Here is an 18,443-nt window from a genome sequence, read left to right on the forward strand (position 1 = left end):
GTGGCAGAAGAAAACGAGACGATGGCGCGAAACACGCTGTTCCTGGCGGTGACGCGGCCCGCGCTTTGGGCGGGCATTCCGATCGAAGCCGCCGTGCCGATCCTGCTCGTCTCGGTCATCGTCCTGATCGGGACGAACAATCCCGTCTATGCCGGTATCTCCGGCGCGGTCATGTACGCCCTCGCCCGCCTCGTCGTGCGCCAGGACGTGAACGCATTCCGCCTTCTGTTCCTGTGGGGCCGCACCAAGGCGGCGAACCGGAACCGGGCCTTCTGGGGTGGCTCAAGCTACACCCCGCTCCCGCTCAAGGGCATCACTCGCAAGGGGTTCGGCCGCCGTGGCTAAAGCTAATCGCCTCTCCGATCCTGTGCCGATGAAAGTCGCGCTCAAGGAAGTGATGCCGACGAAATTCCTGCCGTATGCGCGGCACATCAATGACGAAATGATCGTGCTGGACTCCGGCGACCTGATGCTCACTTTCGAGCTGCAAGGGCGCGCGTTCGAGACCTCCGACGTTCGCGATTTGAACGATTGGCACTCCAAGCTGAACGTCATGCTGCGCAACCTGCATGACGATCGGCTGTCGATCTGGACGCATCTGGTCCGCTCCCGCGTCGAACAATATCCGGGCGGCAACTTCCGCTCGAAGTTCGCTCGGGATCTCGATGCGGCCTATTTCGAGCGGATGAACAAAGAGCGGATGTTCATGAACCGCTTCTTTGTGACGCTCGTAGCGCGCCCTGCGGTGCACGGGGCCGACAAGCTCATTCAACTCTTCAAGAGCAAGTCGCGGCTCGGGGCCGAAGCCGATCAAATCGACGAGGACCTGGTTGAGCGCCTAGAGGACAAGGCGCGCGATTTTGAGAAGCTGCTAGCTCGGTGCGACCCGCGCCGGCTTTCGATCTACGGGCATCGCGGCCTCAAGTTCTCGGAGCCGCTGGAAGTCGCGGAAATGATAATGACGGGCCGCCATCGGCGCGTTCCGATCATTCGCGGCCACCTCGGAAGCGCGCTCTACCGGCAACGGACGATCTTCGGCGGTGAGACGGTCGAGGTCCGCGACGCGGATCGCAGCTCGTTTGGCGGCATCTTCGGCATACGCGAGTATCCGGCGCTGACGACACCGCGCCAGTTCGAATCCCTGCTCGCGGTCGATTTCGGCTTCGTGCTGACGCAATCGTTCACGTTCCTTGGCCGCGCGACGGCTGCTGAGCGCTTCCGGCTGCGGCAAAAGCAGATGGAGAACGCCGACGATCGCGCGAAAAGCCAGATGTTCGATCTGATCGACGCGGCCGACGATCTGATGTCGAACCGCTTCGTCCTGGGCGATCATCACTTCACGCTCGCGGTGTATGCCGACAGCCTCCGCGCGTTGCGCGATAATATGTCCATCGCCCGAACGGCGCTCGCCGATACGGGCATGGTCGCGGCGCGCGAGGGCGCGGCGCTTGAGGCGGCCTATTGGAGCCAGCTCGTCGGCAATTTCGCGTGGCGGGCAAGGCCGGCGCCGATCACGTCGCTGAACTTCGCGGCGTTCTCGCCCTTCCACACCTACCCTGCGGGGATGCCGACGGGGAACCATTGGGGCGACGCAATCGCGCTGCTCAAGACGAGCGCGCGGAGCCCCTACTTCTTCAGCTTCCACAAGCGCGACATCGGACACACGATGGTCATCGGCCCCACGGGCGGCGGTAAGACGGTTCTCGTCAACTTCCTGATGGCGCAAGCGGAGAAGACGGGCGCGCGGCAAATCTTCATCGACAAGGACCGCGGCGCGCAAATCTTCGTTCTGGCGTCGGGCGGCACATACCTGACCCTGCAGAACGGCGTCCCCACGGGGTTTGCGCCGCTCAAGGCGTTGTCGAACACCGCTGAGGACCGGGCCTGGCTGTCGCTATTCGTGCGCAACCTAGTGCGCGCCGAAAACCGCCCGATCACGGTTCAGGAAGAGAGGCTGATTGACGACGGCATTGCCTCGGTGATGCGGCTTCCTCCGGAAAAACGGTCGTTCGACGCGCTGCGGAGCGTCCTCGGTATGGCGGACGCTGCCGGCGTCGGCGCGCGTCTCGAAAAGTGGACTTCGCGCGGTGCCCTGGGCTGGGTGTTCGACAATGCGGAAGACGAAATGAAGCTCGATACGCGCTTCCTCGGCTTCGACATGACGGAGTTTCTGGACAATCCCGATATTCGCACGCCGCTGATGCTCTACCTCTTCCGGCGTATCGACGATCTGCTGACGGGCGAGCGGACGATTATCGCCGTCGACGAGTTCTGGAAGGCGCTGGGCGATGATGCTTTTCGCAGCTTCGCTCAGGACGGCCTCAAAACATACCGGAAGCGCAACGCGCTGATGGTCTTCGCGACGCAATCGCCGGCTGATGCTCTCAAGAGCGACATCAGCCATTCGATCCTTGAGCAAGTCGCTACCCAAATCATGCTGCCAAACCCGAAGGGTGCGCGGCGTGATTACATCGACGGTTTCGGCATGTCCGAAGCCGAATTTGCCCTGATCCGTGAGGAATTGTCGCCGGAGTCGCACAAGTTCCTCGTCAAGCAAGGGCATGACAGTGTTGTCGTCGAGCTGGATCTTACAGGGCTGGACGACGAACTTGCGGTGCTTTCGGGACGTGCCGAGACAACCGCAATCGCGTGCGAGGTAGTTGCCGAATACGGCCGCGACCCCGCTGTCTGGCTGCCGATCTTTCAAAAGCGGCGTCGTCCAAGCTGAAGGAGTAGGAACCATGCGTAAGATGAAGCTCGTCGCGTTGAGCCTAGTAGGCTCAACCTTGCTGGCCGGGGGTCCGGCCTATGCGCAATTCGGCGGGATCGTTCACGATCCAACGGCCTTCGCCCGCCAGCTCCAAGAGCTGAATGAGGCGCGGAAGGTGGTTGCACAGACCAAGCAGCAGATCGACGAAGCGCAAAAGCTCTATCAGGATCTCAATAAGGCGACGGACATTGGCCGGATCGCGCAATCCCTGAAGACCGATGCGCTGCGCACTACGGATGTCTCGTCCTCGAACCTCGACGGGTACACCTCGGGCGACCTGAACGTGGTTGGCGGGCTGCGAGGCCGCGCGAACGATGTTTATCAGGATCTCATGGGCCGGGTTTCGCCCAATGCCCCGGAGGGCTCGCGCACGGCGTATGAGCAGGGCGCTCGCGAAGCTGCCGTGACGGCGGGCCTGGCCGGGAACGTCGGCGATTCCGTTTCGACGCGCCGGCAAGGGCTGGAGGAATTGCGGGGGCGGCTGAACACCGCAACGTCTGCGGCGGAACGGTCCGACATGACGGCCCGCCTTCAGCTCGAACAGGCGCAGATGATGAACGATCAGCTTGCCTTGCAAGCGATCGAGATCCAGCGGCGCGCGAAGGCAGAGGCCGGGTATCAGGCGTACCAGTCCCAGCGCCAGCAGCAGCGGTCCCACATGCTTACGCAAATGGGGGTCAACGAGTGACGAAGGCGTTGCGCCTCGGTGTCCTGGCGCTGGCCTTGCTCGGCGCAGGGTGTTCGCCGTCTGAGGAAGCTCAGAACGGCGACACCCTGCGCTCCGACATTCCGCTGCGGTCGGCACAGTACCTCTTCGACAATCCCGAGGCGGCCGTAGAGGTCAAAGCCATGTGCGACCAATGGAAGGCGTCGCAGCGCCCATTGGCGAGCTGGCCCGCCGTCGTAACCGAGAATTGCAACAACGAGAACGCCGCACGGTCCCGCCGCCTCCGTCGTGAACGGACGGAACACATGAAAAAGCAGATCGGGATCTAGGCGATGACGCTTGCGCGAGAGGCCAGAAGGTAATGGAATTTCCGATCTTCGAGACCATGATGAACATGGTCGACGGTGCGCTCGCCGGCATCATCGCCAAGTACGCCGCCATCGTGGGCATGGTAGCCGGTCCGCTGCGCGTCGGCGTCACGATCTACATCATACTGCTGGGCGGCGCGGTCCTGCGCGGTGCCGTCCAATATCCCTTCCGCGAGTATGTCTATCGGGCGCTGAAGCTCGCGGCGCTGACGATCGCGGTCACGTCGCTCTATGGCGCGTCGATCGGCGCTTTCACAATGAACGGCCTCCCCGGTGACTTTGCCAGCGCAATTGGCGGGGCAGATGTTGGGGGCCTCGGTGGCTATTATGACCGGCTCTTAGTCGGCGCGTTCCGCGCAATAGCGAAGATCGACGAGATTGTAGAAATCCATACCGCGGCGGCGGGTCGGAACCTCGTCGGCATCCCCGAAAACTGGATGGAGATTATTCTAGCGGCGATCGTCAACTTCGCGATCTTGATCATTGCGCTGCTATCCTGTGCGCTCGGGTTCACGATTACGGCCTTTGCGCTGTTCGCCTTGGCCCTGCTCGCGGTCGTCGGCCCGCTCTTCCTGGCCGCGCTGCTCTTCGATTCCACCCGTGGCTACTTCTTCGGATGGCTGGGCTCGGTAATCAGCTACATCATGCTCGTAGCGTTCGCGCTGCTGGTGACGCTGTTTATCTCGCAGACCACAGACACCTTCATCAACGCAATCACGACCGGCGACGAGGTGCTTGTCGCGGCGCTCAAGGCGATCGCGTTCTACGTCCTCGGGTTCTTCTTCTTTCTTCAAATCCCAAGCCTCGCTTCTGGCCTGGGCGGCGGTGGACCGGCGCTCGCCGCGCAGTTCGCCAACGCCGTCACGGGCAACATCGCGCCGATGGCTGGTCGCGCCCTCTCGAACGCGCCGGGCAGAATTGCCGGCGCGGGGGTCTCGGCGGGAGCCTCGGCGGTCGGCGCGATGGCTCGGTACGCCCGCATTGGAGCCGGCCGAGGCGGCGGCGGGGGCGGAGGCGGGACACTCACACGCACCTAATTTCAGAGGAAGTTCGCATGAAACTCAGGTCCGCGATGGGCGCGCTTGCCCTTCTGACTCTCGCTCAAGGCTGCGCCTCCGGTGCGCAGGACGCCAAGCTGGCCCGCTGCAACGGCTCCGCGAAGCGTCCGGCGAACCCTTACGGGACAGTGCTTCCGACGATCCCGCCGCGCGCTGGCGTCACCAGCTCGAACGGCGGTGCTGACGTGGCGCCGGCTGCTCAAGCCGCGCCGGCGCAACCGCCGACGAACCTCTTTCCGGAGCCCTCCAGCGCGCCCGTGGGGGCTGCGCCAAGCTCTGAAACCACAGTGCCGGCGATCAGCGCAGCGCCCGCCAGCGCGCCCCGGGTCTCGGCCCTGCGTATCTCATACGGGAGTTGCTGACATGGCGATCGGCGTCAAAGACAGCACTGAGGATCTCAAGGCATATTTCGCGGAAGCGGAAAGCTGGGATCGCGAGCGCTTTGTTGCGGCTAACCGCTCCAAGAGGCTGGCCTGGACCGTGGCGGCCGTGGCGAGCGGGCTCGCGGTTTGCGGGATCGGTGCTGTCGCGGCGCTGGCTCCGTTCAAGACGGTCGTTCCCTATGTCGTGACCGTCGATCGATCGACGGGCGCAACGGAAGTCACGCAACAGCTCCGTGGTGACAAGTCGATCACCTATGACGAGGCGGTGCGCAAATACTTCCTCGCCAACTATGTTCGGCTTCGCGAGGGGTGGATTCCGCAAGCTCGCGAAGAGAACTTCCGGGCCATCCTCGCGCTGTCATCGGCCGATGAACAGCGAAAATGGACTAACTTCTTCAAGAAGGACAATCCGGACTCTCCGCAAAATCAGTTCACGGCCAACGATACGGTGTTCGTGTCGATCAAGGCCGTCACCTTCATCAATCCACAAGTGGCTCAGGTCCGCTTCACCAAGCGGCTTGAGCGGGACTCGCAAGTCACCGAGACGCCGGCCATCGCGACGATCACCTTTGAGGTGCTGTCGAAGCCGGAATCGGAAGCGGGGCGCTACGCCAACCCCCTCGGCCTGCAAGTCAAATCTTACAGGGCGGACGTGGAGGTCGTCGGTCGATGAAACAGCTCTTCAAAGCCACGCTGGCCTTTGGCCTGGTGCTGTCGGCAACGCCAGTGCTGGCGCAGCAAACACCCCGGCAATCCGGCCCGGATCATCGCGTGCGCGAGGTCAACTATGACGACAACAACGTCATCGTAATTCGCAGCGCGTTCCGGACCGCGACGCAGATTGAGTTCGCCCCCGGCGAGCTAATCAAGTTCGTCGCGATGGGCGATACCGTTTCATGGGAGGTCGCGCCGGCTGAAAACTCCCTCTTCATCAAGCCACGGGAGAGGGCCGGCGCGACGAACCTGATCGTCGTGACGGACTTCCAAGGCCAAAAGCGCAACTACACGTTCGATGTGGTCGCGGTGAATGGCGCACGATCGCCGGGGACGTTCTTCAAGGTCCGTGTGCGCTATCCGGAGCAGGAAGCGGCAGAGGCGCGCGCCGCGCAAGCGCGCGCCCAGCTCGCCGCCGCGCTTGAGGCGCAAAACAGCGCGGTAAAGACGGCGCTGGATCTCGGCGTTCTCGAAGGCACGCGGAACCTCAACTACAAGGTCCAGGGCGCGTCCGCTCTCCAACCTTCCGAAGTGAGCGACAACGGGCAGTTCACGGTGCTGCGCTTCCCCAATCAGCGCAACATACCCGCGATCTTCATCGTCAATCCCGACGGGACGGAAGCAACGGCCCCGTTCGATGTACGCGACGAGTTCGTGGTGGTGCACGGCGTTTACAAGGAAATGCGCCTGCGCCGGGGCAAGGTGGTCCTGTGCATCTACAACGAAAGCCCGAATTTCTACGGCCGCGATCCGAAGACCGACACGGCCTCGGAGATCGTCGATCGGCAAACAGCTCCGGAGAAATGACGTGTCTGAAGACAAAAGATTCGACGTCGATGCGACGCCCAACATGGACGAAATCGACCGCTCGCAACCTGCGGCCGATCGGCCGAACCGGATTCCGTCGCTCTCAAACTTCCAGTGGGACACTAAGCGTATGATCGTCGCGGGCGCGGTAGGCGGAGCGGCCCTCTTTACCGTCCTGACCGTCGCGGCGGGCGTGGGTGGCAGCGACGAGGTTGCTGTCGCACCGCCGAAGCCTGCGGCTGTTGAAGTGCCTTACGATCCGAAGACGGTCATCGCGCCGACGCTTGGGAGCGCTCCGACCGATCCGAACGCGCCCGTCCAGCTCACCGGCGAGCAAGTTCCCCCGATCGGCCCGGGTGGGGCTCCGGGGCCTGTAACCGGGCAAGCCGTGGGCCGCGAACAGACGGCGGCAGAACGGCGTCGGGAACAGGCCATCGCCTTGCAGGACGCGGCACGCCGCTCCACGCTGATTGCTTATGGTGGTGACAACACCGGGCTCGGAATGGCGCGACCGGCAAGTGCCGGCGACGCCGGGGACAGCGGCGGTTCTCCCGCGCCGGCACAAGCGGGCGCTACGCGGTTGGACGAGCTGAAACGGACCTCGGCAATCGGTCGCGCGACTGCGCGAATGATTGGCGATCGGAACTACCTCATCACGGCGGGGGCCATCATCCCCTGCACGTTGCAAACGGCGATGGACAGCAGCGTTCCAGGGTACGCGACCTGCATCATCCCTCGCGACGTTTATTCCGATAACGGTCGCGTCGTCCTGATGGAGAAGGGAACGCGGGTCTTCGGCGAGTATCAGGGCGGCCTCAACCGCGGCCAATATCGCCTTTTCGCGATGTGGACGCGGGCGGTCACGCCTCGCGGTGTGTCGATCGACATCGGCTCGCCGGCTTCGGATCAGCTCGGCCGCGCCGGCATCACCGGCAAGGTCAATCGCTTCTTTTGGGAGCGGTTCGGCGGTGCGCTGTTGTTCAGCGTGCTTGAAAGCGGCGGCCAGGTGGCCGCGTCGGCTGTCGGTCCCGAAGGGACCAACATCACGCGGGTTCCCTCGGACTCCACCTCGCAAATCCTGTCCGACACGCAGCAAATCCGGCCTGTGGTCCGGATCAATCAAGGCGCGGAAATGGGAATTACAGTCGCCAAGGATTTCGACTTTTCCTCTGTCTATGGGCTGGGTCTAAAGTGACGGTCACGCCCTTCCGAAACACCGCGATCCTCGACAACGCGATTCAGCCGCTCCGCAAATATCTGGACGAGGCTGATGTTACGGAAGTGGTGGTGAACGAACCTCAGTTGGTGGGGATCGAGCGCCGGGGCGGTTGGTCCTGGGAGCGCGAAGAGTCGATGACGCTCGATGCGCTTATGGAGCTGGCCCGCGCTGCGGCGGCTTTCACGTCGCAGGACGTGACGCGAGAAAATCCGATCTGCTCGACGATCTTCCCGACTGGCGAGCGCGTCCAGCTCGTCATCCCGCCTGTCGTTCCCGATGGCACTGTCTCGGTGACGGTCCGGAAGCCGTCGACAAAGACGATGACGCTTCAGGACTTCGAGGCTGCGGGCCTGTTCAGCGAAACGAAGGTGGCGCACAAGCGGGTGAGCCCGGTTGAGGAAAAGCTGCTGGGCCTGCTCAACACGGGCCGGCATGTCGAGTTCTTCGACCTGGCTGTGCGAAGCCGCCTCAACATCCTGATTTCCGGCGCGACGGGCTCCGGCAAAACGACGTTCTCGAAAGGGCTCATCAAGCTCATTCCCGAGAACGAACGGCTTTTGACGATCGAGGACACGCGCGAGCTGGTCGTTCCGCATAAGAACGTCGTCCACATGGTCTATAGCAAGGACGGCCAAGGCACCGCGAAAGTGACGGCTAAGGAGCTGCTGGAAAGCGCCCTGCGTATGCGGCCTGACCGCATCTTGCTCCAAGAGCTGCGGGACGGAACGGCGTTCTTCTACCTGCGGAACGTCAACAGCGGCCATCCCGGCTCGATCACGACAATTCACGCGGACTCGGCGGAACTGGCGTTCGAGCAACTTACGCTCTTGGTGAAGGAGAGCGAAGGCGGCGCGGACCTGGCGCGCGACGACATCCGCTCGCTGCTCAAGATCCTCGTCGATGTCGTCGTGCAGATGAAGAAGGTCGACGGCGAGTTCAAAATGACGGAGATTTATTATGACCCAGCGGGGCGGCACGCAGCGTAGCGGCGCGGCTCTGGCGGCGGGCCTGCCGTTCGCCCTGGTCCTCGTCTTCCTCATCGGCTCAATCATCGCGTGGTTCGTCCTCGGGCTGCCCGCGTCGAAATACGATCCCCTCAAGATGCCGGCCTTCTTCTGGTACTATCGGGGCGACCCGGTTGTGCTGAAGGCGCTTGGTGCCGGCGTTCTCGCCGGCTCCCTCGTCGCCGGCCTGCTCCTGTTCTGGTTCGTCTCGAGGAAACCTCCGCTCCACGGTGCAGCGCGCTTCGCCAAGGAAAGCGAGATCCGCCGTGGAGGCTTCCGATCGAACGACGGCGTTGTTCTCGGGAAGAAGCGCGGCAAATTCCTGATCTTCGGCGGCAATGAACATTGCATCGTCGAAGCTCCTACCCGCTCGGGCAAAGGCGTCGGCATTGTCATCCCGAACCTGCTTAGCTGGCAGGACTCGCTTGTCGTTCTCGATGTGAAGCGGGAGAATTGGGACGCCACAGCGGGCTTCCGTGCGAGATTCGGGCAGGCGGTCTATCTCTTCAATCCGACCGATCCGGAGGGGCGCACGGCTCGCTACAATCCGCTGAGCTACATCGATCGCGAAGACGCCGATCAGGTCATCATTGAGCTACAGAAGATCGCGACCATGCTGTTCGTCCCGCCTGAGCGGGGCGAACCGTTCTGGACGGACTCTGCGCGAACGGCGTTCGTGGGCGTCGGCGCGTATCTGGCGCAGTCCTCGGAGCCCTTCACGATCGGCGCTATCTACCGGCTCATGACGACGGGCGACACGCGCGGGTTCTTCCGCAAGGCGCTCGAAGATCCGACGCTCTCCCAAGGGTGCCGTAACGCCCTGGCCGACTTCACATCGGGCGCTGACAACACGTTCGCCGGCATCGTCCAGACCGTCACGTCAAAGCTGAGCCTCTGGCTCAACCCGCGCGTGGATGCGGCAACGGAAGAAAGCGATTTCGATCTGCGCGAGCTGCGGTCGCGGCCGATGTCGATTTATCTCGGCGTCTCGCCCGACGAGCTGGACCGCGTTGCGCCGCTCTACAATCTGCTGTTTCAACAGCTCATTGATCTGAACGTGCGCGATCTGCCGGACAAGCGGACCCCGCTCAAGATCCTCGTCGTGCTAGACGAGTTCGCGCGCATCGGCCGCGCCCAGGTCATCGCAAGCGCGTTCTCATACGTCGCCGGCTACGGCATCCGCCTCTTGCCGGTGATCCAATCTCGTTCGCAGCTCCGTGCCGTCTATGGCGAGCATGTAGCGAACGAGATTGTTGCCAACTGCGGTGTTGAAGTCGCGTTCACACCGAAGGAGGTTCGGGTCGCGAACGAGCTGTCTGAGCGCATTGGCTATGTCGGGCAGGAGTCCGTCACCAAATCGCTGACGATCCACGGGATGCTCGCCAATCGCTCAAAGTCGATGTCTGACCAGCGCCGCGCGCTGCTGCTGCCTCAAGAGCTGATGCAGTTTCCGGATAGCGAGCTGCTGTTGCTGCGTGGCGGTATGCCACCGATCCACGGCGACAAAATCCGGTACTTCGCTGATCGGCATTTCACCCAGCGCGTTCTCCCTGCGCCGACGGTGCCGCCGATCGCGCGACGTGTCCGTGACGACGAGGATCTTCCGGACTGCGCGCCCCCCGACTTCGATCAACTGACCGATCCCGACGCCCTCACTTTCGCGATGGATTGCGTCGTCACGTCGGACTTTCCTGACATGCTGATCGATGTCGAAGCGGAGCGCCACGGCAACGAGGTTGTGGGTGTAATCGAGCAGGAGAGGTAAGATGGCTGACCAAGCGAACGCGACGCCCTCTGGACCGGATATGGCGGCCAGGAAGCGCAACAACGTCGACATGCCCGCGGAGTTGGAATCGAGGTTCCTGCGCGTCGGGAACAAGCTGTACCGATCCGCGCACGATAAGACGCCGGTAGCTACGATTTCCGCCGATCGCATCAAGGCCAAGGACGCCAGCTCGCTCCCCGATCTGGTACGGCTCGCGAAGGCGAATGGCTGGACCTCGCTCAAGATCAGCGGCGACGAAGAGTTCAAGCGGGCCGCCTATCTCGCTGCATCGGCCCAAGGCATCCGGATCGACGGCTACAAGCCCGACGAGAAAACCAAGGCCGCGGCCGATCGCGAGCAGGCGCGACAAGCTGCGGCGGCACCGACGAAGGAGCAAGCATCGCGCACGGCAAATCAGGCGCGCGACAACAAGGAACAGGCCGATCCGGCGAAGGACCTGGCCGAACGCTTCCGCCGTCAAACCGACGTGCAGAACGCGAAAGACCCGGACCTGAAGCGGGCGCAAAGCCACGTCGCCCATGCCGTCACAATCGCGTCTGGCCGCTTCCCGAACGACACGACGAAGCAACGCGAGTTCGTGGCCGAACGGAAAGAGGAAATCGCGGGACGCCTACAGCGCGGCGAACAAGTCGCCGGCATCGAAGTGAAGCAGCAACAAACCCAGCGCATCCGCGAAATGCAACAGGATCAGGTTTTGCAGAAAACCCCGACGCGGGGCCGCTAGCGTCGCCGCGTCGGTGCCGGCCTATAAGGCGTCGGCCCGTCGCGTGTCGGCCCCTCATGTGGCCTCTCTGGCGTCCTGGGGGCCTGTTGCTGCTGTGAGCGGTCCTGTGGCCGCTCCTGCCCCTCCTGACGCTCCTGCGCGGCCTTCACGCGGCGCGTAGCCTCTCTCAAGGCGCGATCCGGAACAGTCTCGATCGTCGGCCGCTCCTGAAGGAACGCCCGCACGTCGCCGGCAAGAGCGCGATCGGCGCGGTTGCCGCTGCGCTCCAGCCACTCGGCCGCCGCCTCGTAGCGTTGGCGCGTGTCCTCCCAGCGCTCCTTAGCCTTCGCCACGAAAGCGGGCTGCTCGCCCTTCCCTAGCGCGATCATCATCGCTTCCCGGGCCTGCTTCATGTCGGCGTCGGTAGGCTGGCGCGACGCGCCGCTGAGGATCTTCGCGCGCATCTGCGTGAGGGCCATGCTGACGCCGGCTTTGCCCTGCCCCCGCGAGTAGCGCGGCGTCGCCTCGGCCTCGACGCCACGGCTGCGCAGCGCCTCGGCGAACGCCTCGCGGAACTTGAACAGATCCTCGCGCCGTGGATCGAAGCGCTTGCGGTTCAGTCCCTCGGCCTGGACGGTCAGATGCACATGCGGACGGTCCGTGTCGACGTGAAGCGCCATCAGATAATCGTGGTTGTCGCCAATCATGCGATCGGCCGCGTCGCGGACCGCCTGTTTGACGGTTTCCGGATCGGTGCCTTGCGTCATCGAGAAAACCATAGAGACGGCCGAAACGCTCGTGCCCTTGCGCCATGAGGCGGTGTCGCCCCACTCTTCGGCAATGCGGGCGATGTCCGCTTTGTCCTTGATCTCTTCCCCGTCGCGGGTCTCGATCGCGATTTCGCCCTTGCGGCCGATATAGTCGAGGTGGGCGGCTACATGGGCCGCCCCCTTCTTTCGGCCCGTCACCTTCACCACCACTTCCGGCGACTTGCGCACGACGCGCGCGAGAACGGCGCGAACGTCGATCGACCTGGGCGACGCGCTGGCCGGCGCGCTGGCGTGGTGTGGGGCAAACTGCCCCGTGCCGCTCACGATCTGCTTGGCATATTTCAGATTGGGATCGCCAAACACTCGCGGCCGGAAAACCGGCTTGAGCGCGCCAAACAGCTCGTCCTCGAACGCCATCAGTCCGCCACCTGCCAGAACGACGCATCGCCGCGCAGCGCGTCGCCTAGCGCCGCCACCTGCTCGTTGATCTCTCCGCGCATTTCGATGATCCGGCCCAGCTCGCGTTCGATCTGTAGCCCGCTGTCGGCCATCATCGCCGCGTTGCCAGCCTTCATCGCCTGATTCAGATTTCGGCCAATCCGCTGCAACTGCATCCGGATCGGCGCGAGCGCATCGCGAAGCCCGTCGTCGACGTGCCCCTTCAAGCCGATATGCCGGCGAACCAGCGCCTTGATCCACCCGGCGCGGTCGATGCCCCTCTTGGCGGCGCGCGCGTCCAGCACGGCCAGCTCCGCGTCCGTGAGGCTTATGCGAACACGGTTGCTCTCGGGCTCGGCTCGCGGCGCGAGGCGTGGCGCGTCGGCAACGCGGCTCATGGCCTGGTCGAGCATGGACCGCAAAAGCGCGCTCCTGCCGCCCCTTCCCTCTGCGAGCGCATCGAAGGCAGCGAGCGTCGCGCGGTCGACGCGGACTGTCAGCATCGCCTTGCCTTCAGTGGGGGGTGTTAAGGGTTGCGGCATCGCCAGCGAGCGTAGTGTAATACACGAAGCCCAGCAACCCCTATCCTGCCATCAAACACCCCCCACTACTTTCGCTCTATTTTTGTGGCGCGCGCCACAATCTCACACGATGTTCTTGAAGCGAGGAAATCGCGGAAACGGGGGTCCGGCGAGCGCAGCGAGCCCCGCCGATCTGGCGTCGCTACTGATCGAAACGAACGGTCCGGGGTGCGTCTTCGCCCTCGAAGTGCAACACCGCTTCAATGATCCGTGCGCGCTTGCCTTCAACGTCGATGAAGCGCGCGGCATCGCCCTGTCCGCCCCTTCTCGCCACCGGAGCGCGTGGCTCAACGGAGTCATTCGCGGAAGGAAGAGAATGGGTTTTGCTCCCCTCCCCTTCGCCCGCCACCTTTGCGGGGTGCTGCTCGCTCTGGGCGCGCGTCCCGGTGTCCGCTTGCTCCTGGCGCCGGTTGCCAACTTCGCGGGCGAACTGCTCGCACGCTCGTTCTGTCAAACTGCCAGCCGGGGCACCGTTAAGGAAAGCCCGGGTCGCGGCCTCGTCGCGTTGGGCGGCGCTCAACAATGCAGCGGCCCCACGCACGGAAATATCGTCCAGCCTTGCCGTGATGAAGTCGGGAGCGGAAGCGAGCGAACGATAGCGGTTAAGCGTAGCGCGATCCCGCCCCGTGACGCGCGCCAGCTCGCTAACGGATTGTCCGGCCTTCGCCTGGGAAGCGACGAACGCGATCATGTCGCGCGCGGAAAGCTGCTCGCGCTGGTCGTTCTCAATGAACTGATCGATCCGCACTTGGGCGGCGTCGGTCTGCTCGCTGACGATCGCGCGGACCGGGATTCCGAGGTGCTGGCACGCCCGCCACCTTCTCTCGCCAAAGTGCACCATATGGCGGCCATCGGCATCCGCGGGTGCTACGGTGATCGGCTGTAGCTGGCCCCGCTCCTTGATGGTCGCGGCAAGGGCCTCGATCTCGCTTTGATCGATCGCACGCCTTACGTTGTCGGGATCGGGATAGACCTGGCTAGGGTCGAGCGACAGGACGCGGGCCTGCCCCGCAACCTCGTCTTTGGCGGCGAAAACGTCGAAGTTGCCGAACTCCACGATCAGGCTCCTATCCGCTGCATGGCTTCTTCGAGAAAGGCCCGCATGGGTGGCAATGAACTGCGCACGTCCTTGTCGTGCCGCCACACGGGGACGCCAGCTTGCACGGCCTGGCTGTAGTGCGAGCGGTCCGGCAAATGCGCCGTGAAGAGGTTGCGGCCGATCTTCGCTTTCAACTCGGCGAGCATGGCGAGCTGGTTGCGGTCGTTCGCCTTGACGCGGTTCGCGACGAGGCCGGCGACCCTGATCGGGGTTGTGCGGCCTCGCTGGTTCACGGTCTGGATCGAATTTGAAAGCTGCTTCGTAGAGTCCGGACCGAACGGCCCCAGCTCCACGGGCACGATCAAATCGTCGCACATCATCAGCGCCGCGAAGTTGATCCAACTCCACGCGGGCGGTGTGTCGATCACGCAAAAATCGAACTGCGGGGCGAGCTTCGGAAAATTGGCCCGGAACGCGCTGAGAGCGCCGGAATAGTTGGCGTCGTACTCGCCTGCCATCTTGTTCGAGTAGATCGCGAGACGGTCCGTTTCAGGCGGCGTGTAGCCGGGTTCGAACAGCGGCTTGCAAGAGCCTAGCTGCTCGAACTCGCGCAAAGCGGAAGTCGCATTGCACTGACGGTCAAGGTCCATGACCAAAACGCGGTGCCCTGCATCGGCAAGGTGCCAAGCGAGGTGACAGGCGATTGTCGTCTTGCCGGCCCCGCCCTTCTCGATGTTGACGGCGATCGTCTTCACGGGCGGTCCCTCCACCAAGAGCGATGGCCGTACCACCACGTTGCGCTGTCCTCGTCGCGGATGCGCGAACCGCGATACGGTCCACGGGCGCCGATCACGATCAACGCGATCACGGCGATGACGATCAAACCTGCCTGCTCGATACCGCTCATGACCCTGCACCTCCTGGCCGGGATTTGGCTTCGACCATTTCGCGAAACTCCGCGATGGTCTGCCAATATGCACTGTGCCCGCGCTCGTTCGTGAACTGCACAAACCAGTCGAGCGTTTCTTTTGGACCCTTGATGTAAACGCTGCCCTGGGGCGGCGCTTGCCGTCGCCGCCTTACAGGCTTCTCCCCTCGATCGACGAAACCAAGCGCAGCGCCGCGCTGCATTGCAGCCTCTTCGCGGCGTGGATCTGTCGTGACGGGTTCTCGCGAAATGCCGCTAAGGTCTAGAGCCTCGGCGTCACGCTTCGGCTCCGACTTGCCCGCCGCCTTTCCAAAGCCGTAGCCGCTCATCGGTTCGTCTCCTGTTGGACGGCCTGAACGACCGCCTGCGCTACCTCAAAGGCATTGCGTCGGGCGGCGGTCAGTCCGGACGTTTCACCATCGCTCAGCTCGTCCAAGGTGGCGGCAAAGTCGAAGATGTCACGATAGGCTGCGCGTTCGACGAGCCTTGCGGGGAGCAACGGCAGCTCCGCGTCGGTGATCGCAGCGACGATCCGCTTGGCAGTCTTAGTCTCGATCGCGGCATTGTCGCGGCTGCGAACAAGCCGGAACGGAATGTTGCGGCCCAGCGCCTCGGCTTCCTCTTGGATCAGTGCGACCGCGTTTGCGGCCAGCTCGGCGTCGATCGGAGAAAGGTTGAACGGGATAAGCACCAGGTGCGAGCGGGCGAGCGCGCGCGAGGTCATGCGTGACGCCGTTCCCTCAAGATCGATCAGCACAAAATCGTGTGCCGGCGTAAGCCGGTCGATCATGCCGATAAGCTCGGACTCCTTGGGGCTCGCTATGATCTCGAACGGAAGCGCCTTGCCCTGCTCGGTCCGCTTCCTGGCCCAACCAGCAATGATCGCGTTCGGATCTGCATCAATGACGGCAACGGAGCCCCCGCTCCGCGCCAGCTCACACGCGAGAACGAAAGTCAGCGTCGTCTTGCCTGCCCCGCCTTTCGGATTGGCTACAGAAATCGCGGGCATTCGACGGGCTCCCTATTACGCCGGCTCAAGGCGTGGAAGCCTAGAGAACGGCGCGCAATATGGCAAGGGATATTGCCTTGCATATCCATATCGCAATCCTAAGGATATCCTTTTAGCTATCCAGTGCGTCGGTCGCTGCGCAGGGGAGGGAAGGGGCCGCCGTTAGGCGGCCCCGCCGTGTCAGCGATCGTCCTGCTCGCCAGCCTTCGCCAGCACCGCGAAACCATCGGCGATCAGCTCGACGGTGTAGCGCTTGCCCTCGGCGTGGTCGTAGGAGTTCTGACGCACCCGCCCCGTGATATGAACCAAGTCGCCCTTCTCCGCCTTGGCGGCGCGCTCGATCAGGCGGCCGAACACTGTCACCTCGTTCCAGTGGGTGTCGGTCGTCCACTCGCCGCCCTCCTGGCGGTTGTAGTTGGCGGCGACGGAAACCTTCGTCACCTTGTCATGCTCGTTGATCTTGCCGACGCGGCCGATGATGCGAAATTCAGCGATGTTCTGCATGGTCCTGTCCTTCCGACTGCTCAGGCTAATTCCTGATGGGGATTTTGAGGGGAGCGAAGGCACCGCGATCAAGTGAAAAAACGGAGGGTCCGCGTAGCGGAAACCGTAGGCGAAGCCGGTTATTTACTTGATCGTACAAGGTGGCGCAGCGACCATTCCCCGTCAAATAAGGAATTGCCGACCAGTCGAAGGCGCGGAAGTAATGAGGTTGCTTGATAGTCGTCGGCCGCTCTCGACGAAAACACGCGCGCTGTTCGTGGTGTCGCCGGCGCCGATCGCGAGCGCAGGGCAGGGGGGACACGCCACACCAAGCCACGGGGCGTTGTCGCTGCCTATGTCGCGGCCCGGCTCGAAAGGATCTCGCCGGCATATTCGGCGCGTCGCTGTCGATCGATCATAAACAGGCGGCCGAAACCGCGGCCCCTTCCCTTCAAATCGCTATCAGCGGGCGCGAACGTCGACGAATGAGCGCTGCCAAATCCGCTTGCGCCCCCCTGGGGAGCATTCGCGGCGGCGTAGCCGTCGCGTCTTCCTATCCGTGCGCTCTGTCGTTTGAGGTTGGTTGTGACCTCTCCGCCATTCCCCCAAAAATCAAAAGCGTCGGCCGTAGGCCGTCTATAGCTGGGGGATGCCGGGTGGGAGGGCGCGCGAAGCGTGCCCGGGCGAGCGAAGCGAGGAGCCGGCGGGGGCGGAGCCCCCAAGAGGCGGTGCTTTCCTTCTTGTTCGTTGGCCCAGTCGGCCCGAAGCTGCGATTTTGGCCAGGTTGAAGAACGAACACTGAACGCTTGATTGATTCTACCAGGACCGTTGCTGACCACCGACCTCGTAGATATCGGCTTCCATGGAGCAATTGTAGCTCTCTGCGATGTTGAACATCTCGGAGAGGAGGCTTTGGATTTCCTCATCAAGGGAAATGCCATCCGGATCGGGGTCATAGGCGACGGTCAGTTTGTAATCACAATTGCCGTTTTTTACCATGGCGTAGTCGCGTTCCAGCATCGCCTCAATCCGCTCCCGAGCGGGTTTTCTACCTCTTCCACGCTTGTTGAAGTTCTCGATAATCAGATGCAGGGCGATGCTGGCAGTGGGCGGCTTTTCCGGCAGTTTGGTCTGTGACGGAATAATGTCGAGCGCCCGATAGACGGTCATTCGTGAGACCTTCAGGTCGCGGGCAACGCGGGCCTTGCTGGCGCCGGCGGCAAGGCGACGGCGGATTTCATCGTCATCGACGTTCTTCTTCCGGCCTTTGTAAACGCCTTCGGCGCGCGCCGCTTCGATCCCGGCGCGCTGACGATCCTTGATGAACTTCAGCTCCATATCGGCGACCATGCCGAGTATGGTGATGACCATTCGCCCCATGTCGCCCGCCGTCGTCACCTCTGGCTCAAGGATGCGCAGCGAAGCTCCCTTTTCATCAAGCTCATGCACCAGGTTCAGGACATCGCGCGTGGAGCGGCCGAGCCGGTCGAGCCGCAGCACGACCAGCTCGTCGCCGGTGTGCATAAACTGCATGATCGTTTCCAGTTCCGTGCGCCCGCTCCGCGAGGCCCCCGATCCGGTCTCGGAACGGATAATTTCGCAACCTGCATTCTTGAGGCGGCCAATCTGGATATCCAGATCCTGGTCCGTGGTGCTGACGCGGGCATATCCGATACGAGCCAAGTGCAAAATCCGTCACATTAGGGTGGCTCTTGC

20 protein-coding genes are annotated in these 18,443 nt (G+C 63.2%); 11 read left to right on the top strand and 9 right to left on the bottom strand.

Translation table 11 applies throughout. The features are described from left to right. Positions 1-21 precede the first annotated feature (21 nt). The 11 genes from DM480_RS17635 to DM480_RS17685 all read left to right on the top strand — a co-directional run bounded on the left by DM480_RS17635 (position 22) and on the right by DM480_RS17685 (position 11,500). Positions 22-345 carry a type IV secretion system protein VirB3 gene (locus DM480_RS17635; protein ID WP_115381984.1) on the top strand — a complete coding sequence of 108 codons (324 nt, stop codon included), beginning with the start codon at positions 22-24 and terminating at the stop codon, positions 343-345. A 28-nt stretch (positions 346-373) separates the two neighbouring features. After that, positions 374-2,728 carry a VirB4 family type IV secretion/conjugal transfer ATPase gene (locus tag DM480_RS17640; protein ID WP_115381928.1) on the top strand — a complete coding sequence of 785 codons (2,355 nt, stop codon included), beginning with the start codon at positions 374-376 and terminating at the stop codon, positions 2,726-2,728. A 13-nt stretch (positions 2,729-2,741) separates the two neighbouring features. Further along, on the top strand, positions 2,742-3,458 hold the full coding sequence (locus DM480_RS17645; RefSeq protein WP_232834259.1) for a type IV secretion system protein: 717 nt from the start codon (positions 2,742-2,744) through the stop codon (positions 3,456-3,458). Next, entirely contained in the window at positions 3,455-3,766 is a 312-nt protein-coding gene (locus DM480_RS17650; protein ID WP_115381931.1) for a hypothetical protein, read from the top strand. Before DM480_RS17645 ends, DM480_RS17650 begins: the two co-directional genes overlap by 4 nt. Positions 3,767-3,798: 32 nt before the next feature. Next, complete coding sequence (locus tag DM480_RS17655; protein ID WP_115381933.1) at positions 3,799-4,842, top strand: type IV secretion system protein; 1,044 nt, start codon at positions 3,799-3,801, stop codon at positions 4,840-4,842. Positions 4,843-5,226: 384 nt separating this feature from the next. Further along, positions 5,227-5,919 carry a virB8 family protein gene (locus DM480_RS17660; RefSeq protein ID WP_115381935.1) on the top strand — a complete coding sequence of 231 codons (693 nt, stop codon included), beginning with the start codon at positions 5,227-5,229 and terminating at the stop codon, positions 5,917-5,919. Then, positions 5,916-6,767, top strand: a complete 852-nt coding sequence (gene virB9 / locus DM480_RS17665) for a P-type conjugative transfer protein VirB9 (protein ID WP_115381937.1) — start codon at positions 5,916-5,918, stop codon at positions 6,765-6,767. Before DM480_RS17660 ends, virB9 begins: the two co-directional genes overlap by 4 nt. A 1-nt stretch (position 6,768) precedes the next feature. Continuing rightward, positions 6,769-7,962 carry a type IV secretion system protein VirB10 gene (virB10, locus tag DM480_RS17670; protein WP_115381939.1) on the top strand — a complete coding sequence of 398 codons (1,194 nt, stop codon included), beginning with the start codon at positions 6,769-6,771 and terminating at the stop codon, positions 7,960-7,962. Then, on the top strand, positions 7,959-8,972 hold the full coding sequence (gene virB11, locus DM480_RS17675) for a P-type DNA transfer ATPase VirB11 (RefSeq protein ID WP_115381941.1): 1,014 nt from the start codon (positions 7,959-7,961) through the stop codon (positions 8,970-8,972). The genes virB10 and virB11 overlap by 4 nt, the downstream gene beginning before the upstream one ends. Further along, a complete protein-coding gene (locus DM480_RS17680; protein WP_115381943.1) occupies positions 8,944-10,755 on the top strand; it encodes a type IV secretory system conjugative DNA transfer family protein in 1,812 nt (603 codons plus the stop codon). Before virB11 ends, DM480_RS17680 begins: the two co-directional genes overlap by 29 nt. Position 10,756: 1 nt before the next feature. Beyond that, positions 10,757-11,500, top strand: coding sequence for an LPD7 domain-containing protein (locus DM480_RS17685; RefSeq protein ID WP_232834260.1), 744 nt, complete (start codon positions 10,757-10,759; stop codon positions 11,498-11,500). On the opposite strand, the gene DM480_RS17690 is transcribed toward DM480_RS17685, so the two are convergent. From DM480_RS17690 to DM480_RS17725, 9 genes are all read right to left on the bottom strand, one after another. Then, positions 11,497-12,666 (bottom strand): relaxase/mobilization nuclease domain-containing protein, encoded by a 1,170-nt coding sequence (locus DM480_RS17690; protein ID WP_115381947.1) that lies wholly within the window; start codon positions 12,664-12,666, stop codon positions 11,497-11,499. The two genes, DM480_RS17685 and DM480_RS17690, sit on opposite strands and share 4 nt — an antisense overlap. Next, positions 12,666-13,190, bottom strand: coding sequence for a hypothetical protein (locus DM480_RS17695; RefSeq protein ID WP_115381949.1), 525 nt, complete (start codon positions 13,188-13,190; stop codon positions 12,666-12,668). The genes DM480_RS17690 and DM480_RS17695 overlap by 1 nt, the downstream gene beginning before the upstream one ends. A 220-nt stretch (positions 13,191-13,410) precedes the next feature. Continuing rightward, positions 13,411-14,325 (bottom strand): ParB/RepB/Spo0J family partition protein, encoded by a 915-nt coding sequence (locus tag DM480_RS17700; protein ID WP_115381951.1) that lies wholly within the window; start codon positions 14,323-14,325, stop codon positions 13,411-13,413. A gap of 2 nt (positions 14,326-14,327) precedes the next feature. Beyond that, positions 14,328-15,062, bottom strand: a complete 735-nt coding sequence (locus DM480_RS17705; RefSeq protein WP_115381953.1) for a ParA family protein — start codon at positions 15,060-15,062, stop codon at positions 14,328-14,330. After that, positions 15,059-15,214: a hypothetical protein gene (locus tag DM480_RS18185; protein ID WP_157968828.1), complete on the bottom strand. Its 156-nt coding sequence runs from the start codon at positions 15,212-15,214 to the stop codon at positions 15,059-15,061. The genes DM480_RS17705 and DM480_RS18185 overlap by 4 nt, the downstream gene beginning before the upstream one ends. Next, a complete protein-coding gene (locus DM480_RS18040; protein ID WP_125471612.1) occupies positions 15,211-15,564 on the bottom strand; it encodes a hypothetical protein in 354 nt (117 codons plus the stop codon). The genes DM480_RS18185 and DM480_RS18040 overlap by 4 nt, the downstream gene beginning before the upstream one ends. Beyond that, positions 15,561-16,244, bottom strand: coding sequence for a ParA family protein (locus DM480_RS17710; protein ID WP_115381955.1), 684 nt, complete (start codon positions 16,242-16,244; stop codon positions 15,561-15,563). The genes DM480_RS18040 and DM480_RS17710 overlap by 4 nt, the downstream gene beginning before the upstream one ends. 180 nt (positions 16,245-16,424) lie before the next feature. Next, positions 16,425-16,748, bottom strand: coding sequence for a single-stranded DNA-binding protein (locus tag DM480_RS17715; protein ID WP_115381957.1), 324 nt, complete (start codon positions 16,746-16,748; stop codon positions 16,425-16,427). A gap of 795 nt (positions 16,749-17,543) precedes the next feature. After that, complete coding sequence (locus DM480_RS17725) at positions 17,544-18,410, bottom strand: recombinase family protein (protein WP_006953933.1); 867 nt, start codon at positions 18,408-18,410, stop codon at positions 17,544-17,546. Between the last annotated feature and the right edge of the window lie 33 nt (positions 18,411-18,443).

The organism is Sphingomonas sp. FARSPH (assembly GCF_003355005.1).
Classification (GTDB): Bacteria; Pseudomonadota; Alphaproteobacteria; order Sphingomonadales; family Sphingomonadaceae; genus Sphingomonas.